Genomic DNA, 13,249 nt, shown 5'->3' with positions numbered 1-13,249 from the left:
CCCGTGGTACCGACAAGAGTTGGTCTTCTGGCGCGTCAGCCGGTAGCCGACCGTAAATGACGTCGACGCGTTGGCTAGCCTTTTCACCTGGGCCTGACCTCGGCCCTGAGCTGACAGCTGATCGTGAATTGGAGTGCACTACCCGTGATCCGCACCCATGAGGCCGGGACTCTCCGGTCCGAGCACGCCGGGCAGACCGTCACACTGAGCGGCTGGGTGGCCCGCAGGCGCGATCACGGCGGTGTCATCTTCATCGACCTGCGTGACCGGTCCGGCGTCTCCCAGGTCGTGTTCCGCGAAGGCGAGATGGCCGAGCGCGCGCACAAACTGCGCAGCGAGTTCTGCGTCAAGATCGTCGGCGAGGTGTCGGTCCGCCCCGAGGGCAATGAGAACGCCGACATCCCGACCGGGCAGATCGAGGTGCTGGCCACCGAACTCGAGGTGCTCAGCGAGGCCGCGCCGCTGCCGTTCCCACTGGACGAGCACCTGAGCGTCGGCGAAGAGGCCCGTCTCAAGCACCGCTACCTCGACCTGCGCCGCAGCGGCCCCGCCGCCGCGATGCGCCTGCGCAGTGAGGCGAACCGGATCGCGCGCGAAGTGCTGCACGACGAGAACTTCCTCGAGATCGAGACCCCGACGCTGACCCGTTCGACGCCGGAAGGCGCACGTGACTTCGTCGTGCCCGCCCGCCTGCAGCCGGGTTCGTGGTACGCGCTGCCGCAGTCGCCGCAGCTGTTCAAGCAGCTGCTGATGGTCGCCGGGATGGAGCGGTACTACCAGATCGCCCGCTGCTACCGCGACGAGGACTTCCGCGCCGACCGCCAGCCGGAGTTCACCCAGCTGGACATCGAGATGAGCTTCGTCGACCAGGACGACGTGATCGCGCTGTCCGAGAAGGTCATCTCGGCGCTGTGGCGGAAACTCGGCGGTTACGAGATCTCGCTGCCCATCCCGCGGATCAGTTACGCCGAGGCGATGTCCCGGTACGGCTCAGACAAGCCGGACCTGCGGCTGGGCGTCGAGCTCACCGACCTCACCGAATACTTCAAGGACACGCCCTTCCGCGTGTTCCAGGCGCCGTACGTCGGCGCGGTCGTCATGCCAGGCGGCGCCAGCCAGCCGCGGCGCCAGCTCGACGCCTGGCAGGAATGGGCGAGGACGCGTGGCGCCAAGGGCCTGGGCTACGTACTCGTCGCCGAGGACGGCACCCTGACCGGCCCGGTCGCCAAGAACATCTCCGACGCCGAGCGCGAGGGCCTGGCCAAGGCCGTCGGCGCGAACCCCGGCGACTGCGTCTTCTTCGGCGCGGGCGAACCGAACTCCTCCCGCGCGCTGCTGGGCGCCGCGCGGCTGGAGATCGGCAGGAAGTGCGGCCTGATCGACGAGTCCGCCTGGTCGTTCGTCTGGGTCGTGGACTTCCCGATGTTCCAGGCCGTCGAGGGTTCGGACGACGTCGCGGTCGGCTCGGGCAAGTGGACCGCGTTGCACCACGCGTTCACCTCGCCGACCCCGGAATGGATCGACCGCTTCGAGCAGGACCCCGGCAACGCCAAGGCCTACGCGTACGACTTGGTGTGCAACGGGAACGAGCTGGGTGGCGGCTCGATCCGTATCCACAACCGTGAGGTGCAGCAGCGCGCGTTCACCGTGATGGGCATCGGTCCGGAGGAGGCCCAGGAGAAGTTCGGCTTCCTGCTGGACGCGTTCTCCTACGGCCCGCCGCCGCACGGCGGTGTCGCGTTCGGCTGGGACCGGATCTGCATGCTGCTGTCCGGTTCCGACTCCATCCGCGACGTTATCGCGTTCCCGAAGTCCGGCGGCGGGTACGACCCGCTGACCGGCGCGCCCGCCCCGATCACCGCGGAGCAGCGCAAGGAAGCGGGCGTCGACTTCAAGCCCAAGCCGCAGCCGCAGGCCTGAGGCGATGTTGCACCTGCGGGTGGTGTGCCCGCCCGAGCGCACCACCGCGGTGGTCGACCTGCTCAAGGCCCAGCCGGGCGCGACGCACCTGATCGTGTTGCCGGGTGTGGCTGTGGCGCCGGAAGGCGACGTCGTCGAGGCCGATGTCGCGCGCGAAGCGGCCGACGAGGTGATCGAGCAATTGTGCGCGATCGACCTCGATCACCTCGGTGCGATCACCGTGGAGCAGATCGATACGGCAGTCTCGGACGCCGCCGACGAAGCGATGGCGGCGGCACCAGGTGAGGGTGCCGACGCCGTCGTGTGGCAGGAGCTGCTGACCCGGACCGGCGAGGAGTCCCGGCTCAACGGCACGTTCCTCGGATTCATCACGATCGCGTGCCTGCTGGCCGGAGTGGCCGTGGTGACCGACTCCACCGTGACGCTCGTCGGCGCCATGGTGGTCGGACCGGAATTCGGCCCGCTCGCGGCGATGGCGGTCGGCATGGTGCGCCGGCGGTGGGATCTCGTCAGCCGGGCCGCGGTCGCGTTGGCGGTCGGTTTCCCGGTCGCCATGCTGATCACGGCTGGCGGCACACTGCTCGCGCAGGCCGGGGGACTGCTGGACGTCAACGCCGTCCGGTCGGCGGACAACCTCGATTTCGTCTACGACGTGGGCGTGTTCTCGCTGATCGTGGCATTGTTGGCAGGAGCGGCGGGAATGCTGTCGATGACCTCGTCCAAATCCGCCGCGTTGGTGGGGGTGTTCATCTCCGTGACGACCATCCCCGCGGCCGGCTACGCGGCGGTCGCCGCGGTGCTGGGGGAATGGCAACGATGTCTGTACTCGTTCGGCCAGCTGGTGGTCAACCTGATCGGCGTGGTCCTGGCCGCGGGGTTCGTGCTGCTGGTGCGCAAACGGACGTGGACCAGCCAGGACAACGGCCGTCCGTTGTCCACTGGGTGAGATCGTGACCTGTTGGGCCTGAGTTCGCGTCTCTATCGTTGATTGTGACTACTGTCGGGGCCGCTATGACGCGGGAGTAGGGTCAGAGGAGATGAGTGTGGACATCGCCGCCGACCCGCCCGATCTCGACCAGCCGCCGAACCCGGCCATCACCGAGGCGGTGAGCGCCGCGGAAGCCGTGCTCCGACGCCGCTACGGAGCCAAGATCCAGCTCGCCGAGCCGGAAGACCTCGGCGGCAGCAAACTCTCGACCGTCGTCCGGGTGCGCGTGGCCGCCACCCCCTTCTCGCTTCCGCGCACACTCGTGGTGAAGCGCTACAACCAGCCGGTGCCGTCCGAGGCGTTCGTCCGCGAGGCCGTCAGCTACCAGCTGTTCACCGCGCTGACGGCGGACGAACGGATGTGCCCGGAGCTGTATGCGCACGATGGCGCGGCGGGCGTGATCGTTATAGAAGACCTTGGCCGCGCCCCGACGCTCGCCGACAAACTCCTCGGCGACGACGCACGGGCCGCGGAACGCGCCTTGTTGTCGTGGGCTCGGTCATTGGGGCGCTTGCACGCGACCACCGCCGGCCGGGAAGCCGACTTCGACGCGTTGATGCGACGGCTGTCCTCCGCGAAAGTCAAAGGTGATCCGTTGGCCGTCAACGGTCCCGCCGCCATCGAGCGCCTGCCGCAACTGATCGAGGACGTTCTCGGCGTGCACACCCCGGCGCACGTGTTCGAGCGCGCCGAGCGCACCCGGTGGTTGCTGGCGACCAGCAGGCACCGCGGCTTCAGCCCGTCGGACCTGTGCCCGGACAACAACCTGATCACCAGCCGCGGCGTGCGTTTCCTGGACTTCGAAGGCGGCTGCGTCCGCAACATCATGCTCGACGCGGCATACCTGCGGGTGCCGTTCCCGTCGTGCTGGTGCGCCTTCGCGTTGCCCGCCGGGATGACCGAGGCGATGTTCGCCGCGTGGCGCGCCGAGGTCCGCATGATGTGGCCGGATCTGGCCGACGACTCGGTCGTGCTGCCGCGGATGCTGGACGCGCAGCTGTTCTGGGTCTGGGCCTCCACGTTCTGGTTCCTGCCACGACCCGGTGAACAGGACGGTCCGCTCGACGCCCACCTGCCGTCTCCTCGGCGCAGTGTCGCGTTGGCCGCTCGTTGGCGGCACCTGTGCGACGAGGCCGCACGGGCCGGCGCGGACAACATCGCCGAACACGCGCAGGCCGTGGTCGACGGGCTGACCAAGAAGTTCGGCCCGGACCTGGACCTGCCGATGTACCCGGCGTTCCGATAGTTCAAAAAGGCGTCTTCGGACGGTTAACCCGAAGTCACCGCTGGTGAGCGCACGGCAGACATCGTTGTGCCGTGACCGTGCTGGAGTATGCGCCCCAGGGAGTACGTCAGGTACGCAGCCTCGTCGTGCTGGGGGATTCGACTGCGGTGGGGCTGGGCGATCCCTTGCCTGGCGGTGGATGGCGTGGCGTCGGCCCGTTGCTGGCCGACGCGCTCAGCGGCAACGAATCGGTGCGGTTCGCCAACGTGTCGTTCACCGGCGCCCGGATGGGCTGCGTGCGCACGATCCAGCTGCCGCAGGCGCTGGCCATGGCGCCCGAGGTGGCCATCCTGATCGTCGGCATGAACGACACCTTGCGTTCGGACTTCGACGCGGAACGCATCCGGGCCGATCTGGAGCATGTGGTCAGTGCGCTCCAGGCCGTGGGCACGATTGTGCTGACCGTGCGGTTCCATGACCACGCGAAGGTTTTCCGGCTGCCCGGGCCGTTGCGGCGTGCGCTGCGAAGTCGCATCGGTGCGCTCAACGCGGTGATCGATTCGGTTTCAGCGGCCTACGACGCCGGATGCCTGGATCTTGACCTGCTGCCCGGCGCGTACGAGATGAGCGCGTGGAGCGTCGATCGGCTGCACCCGTCCGAACTGGGACACCGCATGCTGGCGCAGGGCTTCGCCGCGCTGCTTTCCGATCGTGGATGCGCGATCCCGAACCCGGTGAGCCTGACGTGTTCCGGCGGACGTCAGGTCGGGACGGCCGGACACGTCGTATGGCTGGTCGTGAAGGGCATCCCCTGGCTGTGGCGGCGCGGCCGCGATCTCGTGCCGTACGCGTTGTCGATCATGATCAAGGGTTTCGCCGGCCCCGCTCGCTAATGTGCGAGCCATGAGCTTCGCCGAGCGCTACTCCCAGCCGCTGCCCGCCACCCAGGTCGGCGGTTGGACCATCAAGCGATACCAGGTGACGATCGGCCATGAGCCGATCGTCACCTCGACGGTCACCGCCGCGGACGACTTCCTGCCCAAGCTGCTGCCGTCGTCCCTGACGCATCCGTCCCTCGCGCACGAGCAGGCCGCCTCACCGCGATACGCGTTCGCCGTGCTCCACCAGGGCGCGGACGCGTTGTGGCTGAACGTCTACACGTGGGTCTACCAGGCGATCCTGCACGTCCGGGCCGCTTCCTCGCCGTTGGAGAACGTGGCGTTCGGTGAACTGACCGAGCCGTTGATCGGCTGCGTGTGGGAGCTGCCCGCTCTGGTCCATGAGCGTTCGGCCTGGGTGCGCCACGTGATGACGCCCGACCGGCCGGACCTCGACGCCTACCTGGCGGACGTCTTGCCCGCGGGACCGGTGGGCGGGCCCTGATTAGGTAGCGTGTTTGCCGTGGACGAGGGCCTTTTCGACGTTTCCGAGCCATCCGCCCCGCAACCTCACCCGGGTTCCGCGGAGCGAGTCGCCGCGAACGCTCCGCTGGCGGTGCGTATGCGGCCGCGGTCGCTTGACGAGGTCGTCGGCCAGGACCACCTGCTCGGAGCCGGATCGCCGTTGCGTCGCCTGGTCGAAGGCGCCGCACCGGCCTCGGTGTTGCTCTACGGCCCGCCGGGCACCGGCAAGACGACGCTGGCCACGCTCGTGTCGCAGGCGATCGGCCGGCGGTTCGTCGCGTTGTCGGCGCTCACCGCGGGCGTCAAAGAAGTGCGCGCCGTGATCGACGAGGCCAAGCGTCGGTTGACCCGGTCGGGTGAATCGACGGTGCTGTTCATCGACGAGGTGCACCGTTTCTCGCGCACCCAGCAGGACGCGTTGCTGGGCGCGGTCGAAGATCGGATCGTCCTGTTGGTCGCGGCGACCACGGAGAACCCGTTCTTTTCGATCGTGTCGCCGCTGCTGTCCCGATCACTGGTGCTGCAGCTGCACCCGTTGACCGACGAGGACGTCCGGGTGCTGATCCGCCGCACGGTCGCTGATCCGCGCGGCCTGGACGGCCGGCTCGGACTGGCCAAGGACGCGGAGGACCACCTGGTCCGGCTGGCCGGCGGCGACGCCCGGCGGGCGTTGACCGCACTGGAGGCGGCGGCGGACTCAGCGGCCGCGACCGGTCTGTCCGAGATCGACCTCGCGACGGTCGAGGCGACTGTCGACAAGGCCGCCGTCCGTTATGACCGGCAGGGCGACCAGCACTACGACGTGACGAGCGCCTTCATCAAGTCCATCCGCGGCTCGGACGTCGACGCGGCGCTGCATTACCTGGCGCGGATGATCGAAGCGGGGGAGGACCCGCGGTTCATCGCCCGGCGTTTGGTCGTGCACGCCAGTGAGGACATCGGCATGGCCGACCCGACCGCGTTGCAGGTGTGCGTCGCCGCGCATCACGCTGTGCAGTTCATCGGTATGCCGGAGGGCCGCCTCGCGCTCGCGCAGGCGACGATCCACCTCGCCACCGCACCGAAGTCCAACGCGGTGATCACGGCCATCGACTCCGCGCTCGCCGACGTGCGTTCCGGCGGTGCGGGCACCGTGCCCGCACATTTGCGCGACGGTCACTACGCGGGCGCCGCCCGCCTCGGCAACGCTCAGGGCTATCGGTATCCGCACAATGTGCCGGAAGGCGTCCTCGCGCAGCAGTACCCGCCGGACAACTTGGTCGGCCGCGACTACTACGAACCGACGAACCGGGGCGCCGAACGGGCGTTGTCCGAACGCGTGCCCAAGCTCCGCAAGGCGATCCGGGGCGAATGATGGTCGACGGCAAAGCCGCAGACGAAACAAGGCAGACGTGCGGCGAGCCCACGAGGAGCCGCGGCTGTCGCTCGAACCGGTGAACTTATTCGCGCCACAGCACATCAAGGACGTGGTGTGTACGACCACGCTGCCCGCTCCAGGCTCGCCATGTACCTCACCACCCGTCCTGTGCCCGAGCGGCAGCGGGTGAAGGAACTCTGGGGCGAGCCGTCATCCAGGTACAAGCAGTCGCGTGCCGAGATGCGCAAAGCCGTCGCTCTTGAGGCGCTGCCGGACGACTGACGGTCCACCGGTAACCTTTCCTTCACCCAATTCGAGCAACGCCTTACGGGAGGCTTCGTGTCCGCAGGGGAATGGATCGCGGCTGCGGCAGTAGCCGTGTTCCTGCTGCTGGTGATACTGGTGGCGCGCCCGTTGATCAAGCTCGGACGCACGCTGGACGAGGCCACCATCGCGATCCGCAAGGCGCACGAGAACACCGATCCGCTGTTCACCGGCGCCAACACCACGCTCAACCACGTCAACACGCAGCTTGAGCGGGTGGACGGGATCACCGCGAACGCGCAGGCGGTCAGCGGCAACGTGTCCGCCTTGACCTCGGTGTTCACCGCCACCCTCGGCGGCCCGCTTGTCAAGGTCGCCGCGGTGTCGTACGGCCTGAGCAAGGCGATCAAGGCCCGCCGCAAGCGCAAGGATGAGCGCGAGGGCAAGCACACGCGTCGTCGTAGGGGTCGTAAATGAGCAGGCTGTTCTGGCTCGGCGTCGGCGTGGCGGCCGGCGTCGCGCTGTCACGTAAACTCAGGGAGAAGGCCTACCAGGCGACCCCGGCTGGTGTGGCCGAGAACGTCAGCGACGCGGTGCGTGAGCTGGCGGGCGCCGTGGGCGCGTTCGGAGCGGACGTGCGCGCGGGGATGGCAGAGCGTGAGAGGGAGTTGCAGGACGTGGTGACCGAGCGGTCGGGCGTGCGCTTGCACGGCGCGCGAGCGCGACGGGCGGACGACTGAGTCGCTTCGCAGCCCGTCGTTCCGCCGTGCCCGCCACCACCGTCGTCAACACCCTCCAGGGATGAGCCGTGCAAACGCATGAGATTCGCAACCGCTTCCTGAACCACTTCAAGAACGCCGGTCACACCGAGGTCCCGAGCGCCTCGCTGATCCTCGACGACCCGAACCTGCTGTTCGTCAACGCCGGCATGGTGCAGTTCAAACCGTACTTCCTCGGTGAGGCCCCGCCGCCGTACCCGACCGCCACAAGCGTGCAGAAGTGCGTGCGCACCGGCGACATCGACGAGGTCGGCAAGACCACCCGGCACAACACGTTCTTCCAGATGGCCGGCAACTTCTCGTTCGGCGACTACTTCAAGGCCGGTGCCATCGAGCACGCCTGGAACCTGATCACCTCCCCGGTCGCCGAAGGCGGCTTCGGCCTGGACCCCGACCGGATCTGGACCACGGTCTACCTCGACGACGACGAGGCCCTTCAGCTCTGGAAGAAGATCGCCGGCCTGCCGGACGAGCGGATCCAGCGCCGTGACGGCCTGGACAACTACTGGGACATGGGCGTGCCCGGCCCCGGCGGTCCCTGCTCGGAGATCTACTACGACCGCGGCCCGCAGTACGGCAAAGAAGGCGGCCCGGTCGTCGACGAGGACCGGTACCTGGAGATCTGGAACCTGGTCTTCATGCAGGACGTGCGCGGCGAGCAGAGCCCGAAGTACGGCCACAAGCCCATCGGCACCCTGCCGAAGAAGAACATCGACACCGGCATGGGCGTCGAGCGCGTCGCCTACCTGCTGCAGGGCGTGGACAACGTCTACGAGACCGACCTGGTCCGTCCGGTGATCAGCAAGGCCGAGGAGATGTCCGGCCGCCGCTACGGCGCCGACCACACCGACGACGTGCGGTTCCGCGTCATCGCCGACCACGCCCGCAGCGGCGTGATGCTGATCGGCGACGGCGTGACCCCGGGCAACGAAGGCCGTGGTTACGTGCTGCGTCGCCTTCTGCGCCGCATCGTGCGGTCGGTGCGTCTGCTGGGCGTCGACGAGCCAGTACTGCCCGAGTTCGCCGCCGTCGTACGCGACGCCATGGGACCGTCGTACCCGGAGCTCGTCCGCGACTTCGACCGGATCTCGGCCGTGGTCAAGACCGAGGAAGACGCCTTCCGCGCCACCCTCACCACCGGTTCGCGGATCTTCGACCTGGCCGCCGGTCAGACCAAGGACGCCGGCAACAAGGTGTTGGCCGGTGACAAGGCCTTCCAGCTACACGACACGTACGGCTTCCCGATCGACCTGACCCTGGAGATGGCCTCCGAGCAGGGCCTGCAGGTCGACGAGGCCCGGTTCCGCGAGCTGATGGAGGAGCAGCGGCAGCGCGCCAAGGCCGACGCCGCCGCCCGCAAGACCGGGCACGGTGACCTGTCGGAGTACCGCAAGGTCCTCGAGCAGCACGGCGAGACCCAGTTCCTCGGCTACACCGACCTGCAGTCGACCGCTCGCGTGATCGGCCTGCTGGTCGACGGCCAGCCGGTGGCCAAGGTGTCGGCCGGCCAGAACGCGGAACTGATCCTCGACCGCACCCCGTTCTACGCCGAGAGCGGTGGTCAGATCGCCGACACCGGTCTGCTGGTCGGCTCGGGCGCCGAGATCCAGGTCAACGACGTGCAGAAGGCCGTGCCGGGCCTGTTCGTGCACCGGGTGACCGTGCTGTCGGGTGAGCTCGGCCTGGACTCCGAGGTGACGGGCTCGGTCGACCGTGACCGCCGCAAGTCCATCGCCCGTGCCCACTCAGCCACGCACCTGGTGCACGCCGCCGTCCGTGGCGCCTACGGCCAGCGCGCCGCTCAGGCTGGCTCGCTGAACTCGCCTGGCCGGATGCGGTTCGACTTCACCACGCCGGGTTCCGTGTCCACCGACATCCTGACCGAGGTCGAGGAGGAGGTGAACGACTACCTGCAGACCGACGTCGAGGTGCAGACGTTCACCACCACCAAGGCCAAGGCCCTTGAGCTGGGCGCTGTCGCTTTGTTCGGCGAGAAGTACGGCGACAACGTGCGTGTGGTCGACATGGGCGAGTACTCGCGTGAGCTGTGCGGTGGCACGCACGTCGAGCGCATCGGCCAGCTCGGCCTGGTCAAGCTGGTCACCGACGCATCGATCGGGTCCGGCGTGCACCGCGTCGAAGCCCTGGTCGGCTCCGACGCCCTGCGCTACGTCCGCAAGGAACAGCTCCTCGTCAGCCAGCTCGCCGACCAGCTGAAGGTCCCGTCGGCCGAGCTGCCCAGCCGGATCGAAGGACTCCTCGGCCGGATCAAGAGCGCCGAGAAGGAAATCGAGCAGCTGCGCATCGCCCAGGTGCTGCAGTCGGCCGGCGACCTGGCCGGCAAGGCCCAGGACGTCAACGGTGTGCTGCTGGTCGCGGAGCGCGTGCCCGAGGGCGTCGACGCGGGCGCCCTGCGTGCCCTCGCCACGGACGTCCGCAACCGGCTTGGCAACGCCCAGGCCGGCGTGGTCGCCCTGTTCGCCCCGGCCGGTGACAAGGTCAGCTTCGTCGTGGCCACCACCGGTACCGCCCGCGACAAGGGACTGGCCGCCGGCAAACTGGTCGGCTCGTTCGCCCCGGCGATCGAAGGGCGTGGCGGTGGCAAGCCGGACATGGCCCAGGGCGGCGGCACCAGGCCCGCTGGCGTCGACGACGCCATCGCCCTGCTGCGCAAGGAGTTGGGCGGCGCGTGACGCATGACAGCCCGACCGCGGATCGCCCGGCTGACCACGATCCCGGGCCTGGTCGGAGGCTTGGCGTGGACGTCGGCTCGGTGAGGGTCGGCGTCGCGCTGAGCGATCCAGCGCCGATGCTCGCGACTCCCCTCGTTACTCTGTCACGTGACGAGAAATCCGGAGCCGATCTGGACCAGATCGCGGAGCTCGTCGCGGAACACGATGTGGTCGAGGTGGTGGTCGGTTTGCCCAAGACCTTGGCAGGCCGGCACGGCCCGGCGGCGATCGGCGCGGTCGCCTACGCCACAGCGTTAGCCGAGCGGGTCGGGAACGTGCCCGTCCGGCTCGGAGACGAGCGGCTGACCACGGTGACGGCGTCCCGGATGCTGTCCCAGCGCGGCGTACGCGGCAAGAAACAGCGGGCCGTGGTCGACCAGGCCGCCGCCGTCGAGATTTTGCAGGCTTGGCTGGACACGCGCGCGGCCGCTGTGCGCAGGACAAACGAACGGGTCGGGGAGAGTTCACCGGAGGGTGCGGAGTGACCGACGGACTCGGACTGTTCGACAACTCGCGGAGCCGCGACCAACACGACGACTACGACGACTACGACGACGAGCCGCGGAAACCGCGCCGCAAGAAACGCCGTAGTCCGACGTTCTGGGTTGTCGCCGTGGTCGTGGTCGCGATCATCGGCGGCGGCGCCTGGTATGGCGTCACCCAGATCCTGGGCATCGGCGGGTTCGACGACTACGCCGGATCAGGCGAGACCGACGTCGTAGTCGAAGTGAAGGCCGGGCAGGGCACGGCCGACATCGGCGCGGCGCTCAAGGAGAAGGACGTCGTGGCCAGCTCCCGCGCCTTCACGTCGGCGAGCGACGGCCAGACGAAGGTCAAGGCCATCCAACCGGGCTTCTACCTGATGAAGACCAAGATGTCCGGCAAGGCCGCGGTCGACCGGATCATCGCCAAGGACGCACGGGTCGGCCAGTTACAGATCCGTGCGGGCACACAACTCAACGACATCACCCAGCCTGACGGCAAGGTCACCCCGGGCATCTTCACCCTGGTGTCCAACGCCGGCACAGCCACGATCAACGGCAAGAAGACCGGCCCGACAGCCGAAGAACTGCGCAAGGTCGCCGAGTCGACCGACCTCGCCCAGCTCGGCGCGCCCGCGTGGGCGGTTCCGTTCGCGATGCAGGCCGAACCGAAGCGGCGGCTGGAAGGCCTGATCACGCCGGGCGTCTACGACGTCCAGCCGGGCCTGAGCGCCCAGGACCTGTTGACCAAGGTCGTCAAGGACTCGGCGACCACCCTCGACGGCTGGGGTATGCCCAAGCTGGCGGAGAAGACCGGGTACTCGCCGTACCAGGTGCTGATCATGGGGTCGTTGATCGAGCGCGAAGGCATCGAGAAGGACTTCGACAAGATTTCCCGGGTGCTCTACCGGCGGCTGGCCGACAACATCCGCCTCGGATTCGACTCGACGATCAACTACGTCTCCGACAAGCCGACCATCACCACCGAGGCTTCGGCGCGTGCCCAGCCTGGCCCGTACAACACGTACCTCAACTTCGGCCTCACACCGACGCCGATCGCGGCCACCAGCAAGGCGGCACTGCAGGCGGCGACCAAGCCGGCGGACGGGCCGTGGGTGTTCTTCGTGAAGTGCCAGAAGGACGGGACGTCGTGCTTTGCGGAGACCCAGGCGCAGCACGACCAGAACATCAGGGAAGCAAGGGCTCGTGGCGCTTACTGATCGCCGTGCGGCGGTCGTCGGGAAACCGGTCGAGCACTCGCTGTCGCCTGTTCTGCATTCGGCGGCGTATGCGGCTTTGGGCCTGACCGGATGGACGTATTCACGGATTTCGTGCGACGCCGCCGGGTTACCTGAGCTGGTTGCCGAACTTGGACCGGAATGGGCGGGTTTGTCCGTGACCATGCCTGGCAAGCACGCGGCTTTGGCGGTGGCCTCCGAGGTCACCGAGCGCGCGTCCCTTGTTGGCGCCGGCAACACGCTTGTGCCGTTGCCTGATGGTGGCTGGCGCGTGGACTGCACGGACGTCGATGGCGTTGTCGGTGCCCTCCTGTACGCGGGGGGTTACCAGAAGAAGCCTGGTGCGCACGCTCTTCTGCTCGGCGCAGGCGGAACGGCGTTGGCCACGATGGTCGCTCTGGCCAGTGTGGACGTCGACTCTTTCGCGTTGGTCGTCAGGGATCCAGCCCGAGCGACCGACGCTTCGCGCTGCGCGGAACGACTTGGCGTGAAACTCGACGTGATTCGCTGGTCCGACGCCGATTTCCGGGATCTCGTCGCATCGTCCGACGTCGTGGTGAGCACTGTGCCCGCCGGTGTCGCTGACGCTCATGTGGCCGAACTGGCCGCCGCGCCATGCGTTGTCGACGTGATCTACCATCCGTGGCCCACCCCGCTCGCCGCCGCTGTCCAGGCCCGTGGCGGCCGGATCGGCACGGGCCTCGACATGCTGCTGCACCAGGCGTTCGGCCAGGTCGAGCAGTTCACCGGCCGACCGGCGCCCCGCGAGGTCATGCGGAACGCGCTGTTTGAAGCGACAGGCGGAACAGTGCCGTTGCCGCTGGCCTGACGCGGCTGACCCGTGATACACAAGACGGTGAT

General features: G+C 68.3%; 13 protein-coding genes. All 13 read left to right on the top strand.

The genetic code is table 11. The features are described 5' to 3' along the window. Positions 1-144 precede the first annotated feature (144 nt). The gene (gene aspS / locus GC106_RS08170; protein WP_173126161.1) at positions 145-1,920 is read left to right on the top strand and encodes an aspartate--tRNA ligase; all 1,776 of its coding nucleotides are present in this window, start codon (positions 145-147) and stop codon (positions 1,918-1,920) included. 4 nt (positions 1,921-1,924) lie between these two features. Beyond that, positions 1,925-2,866, top strand: coding sequence for a DUF389 domain-containing protein (locus tag GC106_RS08165; RefSeq protein ID WP_173126158.1), 942 nt, complete (start codon positions 1,925-1,927; stop codon positions 2,864-2,866). A gap of 91 nt (positions 2,867-2,957) precedes the next feature. Further along, complete coding sequence (locus GC106_RS08160; protein ID WP_173126156.1) at positions 2,958-4,154, top strand: hypothetical protein; 1,197 nt, start codon at positions 2,958-2,960, stop codon at positions 4,152-4,154. 71 nt (positions 4,155-4,225) lie between these two features. Further along, positions 4,226-5,026, top strand: coding sequence for an SGNH/GDSL hydrolase family protein (locus GC106_RS08155; RefSeq protein ID WP_312872534.1), 801 nt, complete (start codon positions 4,226-4,228; stop codon positions 5,024-5,026). Positions 5,027-5,036: 10 nt separating this feature from the next. Further along, a complete protein-coding gene (locus GC106_RS08150) occupies positions 5,037-5,516 on the top strand; it encodes a hypothetical protein (protein WP_173126153.1) in 480 nt (159 codons plus the stop codon). A gap of 18 nt (positions 5,517-5,534) precedes the next feature. Continuing rightward, a complete protein-coding gene (locus GC106_RS08145; protein ID WP_312872533.1) occupies positions 5,535-6,890 on the top strand; it encodes a replication-associated recombination protein A in 1,356 nt (451 codons plus the stop codon). A 117-nt stretch (positions 6,891-7,007) separates the two neighbouring features. After that, on the top strand, positions 7,008-7,175 hold the full coding sequence (locus tag GC106_RS08140) for a hypothetical protein (protein ID WP_173126150.1): 168 nt from the start codon (positions 7,008-7,010) through the stop codon (positions 7,173-7,175). 57 nt (positions 7,176-7,232) lie between these two features. Then, the gene (locus GC106_RS08135) at positions 7,233-7,634 is read left to right on the top strand and encodes a DUF948 domain-containing protein (RefSeq protein ID WP_173126147.1); all 402 of its coding nucleotides are present in this window, start codon (positions 7,233-7,235) and stop codon (positions 7,632-7,634) included. Then, a complete protein-coding gene (locus tag GC106_RS08130; protein ID WP_173126145.1) occupies positions 7,631-7,897 on the top strand; it encodes a hypothetical protein in 267 nt (88 codons plus the stop codon). Before GC106_RS08135 ends, GC106_RS08130 begins: the two co-directional genes overlap by 4 nt. A gap of 68 nt (positions 7,898-7,965) precedes the next feature. Next, a complete protein-coding gene (alaS, locus tag GC106_RS08125) occupies positions 7,966-10,629 on the top strand; it encodes an alanine--tRNA ligase (RefSeq protein ID WP_173126142.1) in 2,664 nt (887 codons plus the stop codon). Beyond that, positions 10,626-11,153, top strand: coding sequence for a Holliday junction resolvase RuvX (gene ruvX, locus GC106_RS08120; RefSeq protein ID WP_173126139.1), 528 nt, complete (start codon positions 10,626-10,628; stop codon positions 11,151-11,153). The genes alaS and ruvX overlap by 4 nt, the downstream gene beginning before the upstream one ends. Then, positions 11,150-12,370, top strand: a complete 1,221-nt coding sequence (mltG, locus tag GC106_RS08115; protein WP_312872532.1) for an endolytic transglycosylase MltG — start codon at positions 11,150-11,152, stop codon at positions 12,368-12,370. The genes ruvX and mltG overlap by 4 nt, the downstream gene beginning before the upstream one ends. Beyond that, a complete protein-coding gene (locus GC106_RS08110) occupies positions 12,357-13,217 on the top strand; it encodes a shikimate dehydrogenase (RefSeq protein WP_173126136.1) in 861 nt (286 codons plus the stop codon). The genes mltG and GC106_RS08110 overlap by 14 nt, the downstream gene beginning before the upstream one ends. Positions 13,218-13,249: the final 32 nt, after the last annotated feature.

The organism is Kibdelosporangium persicum (assembly GCF_013280595.1).
GTDB classification, from domain to species: domain Bacteria; phylum Actinomycetota; class Actinomycetes; order Mycobacteriales; family Pseudonocardiaceae; genus Kibdelosporangium; species Kibdelosporangium persicum.
Note: the sequence above shows the minus strand (reverse complement) of the source record. Positions and strands in the feature narration are given on the sequence as shown.

Bases quoted from the DNA above. Each gene is read 5' to 3' on its own strand.
- GC106_RS08160 (WP_173126156.1), top strand. From the start codon at position 2,958: ATGAGTGTGGACATCGCCGCCGACCCGCCCGATCTCGACCAGCCGCCG.
- GC106_RS08150 (WP_173126153.1), top strand. From the start codon at position 5,037: ATGAGCTTCGCCGAGCGCTACTCCCAGCCGCTGCCCGCCACCCAGGTC.
- GC106_RS08165 (WP_173126158.1), top strand. From the start codon at position 1,925: ATGTTGCACCTGCGGGTGGTGTGCCCGCCCGAGCGCACCACCGCGGTG.
- GC106_RS08130 (WP_173126145.1), top strand. From the start codon at position 7,631: ATGAGCAGGCTGTTCTGGCTCGGCGTCGGCGTGGCGGCCGGCGTCGCG.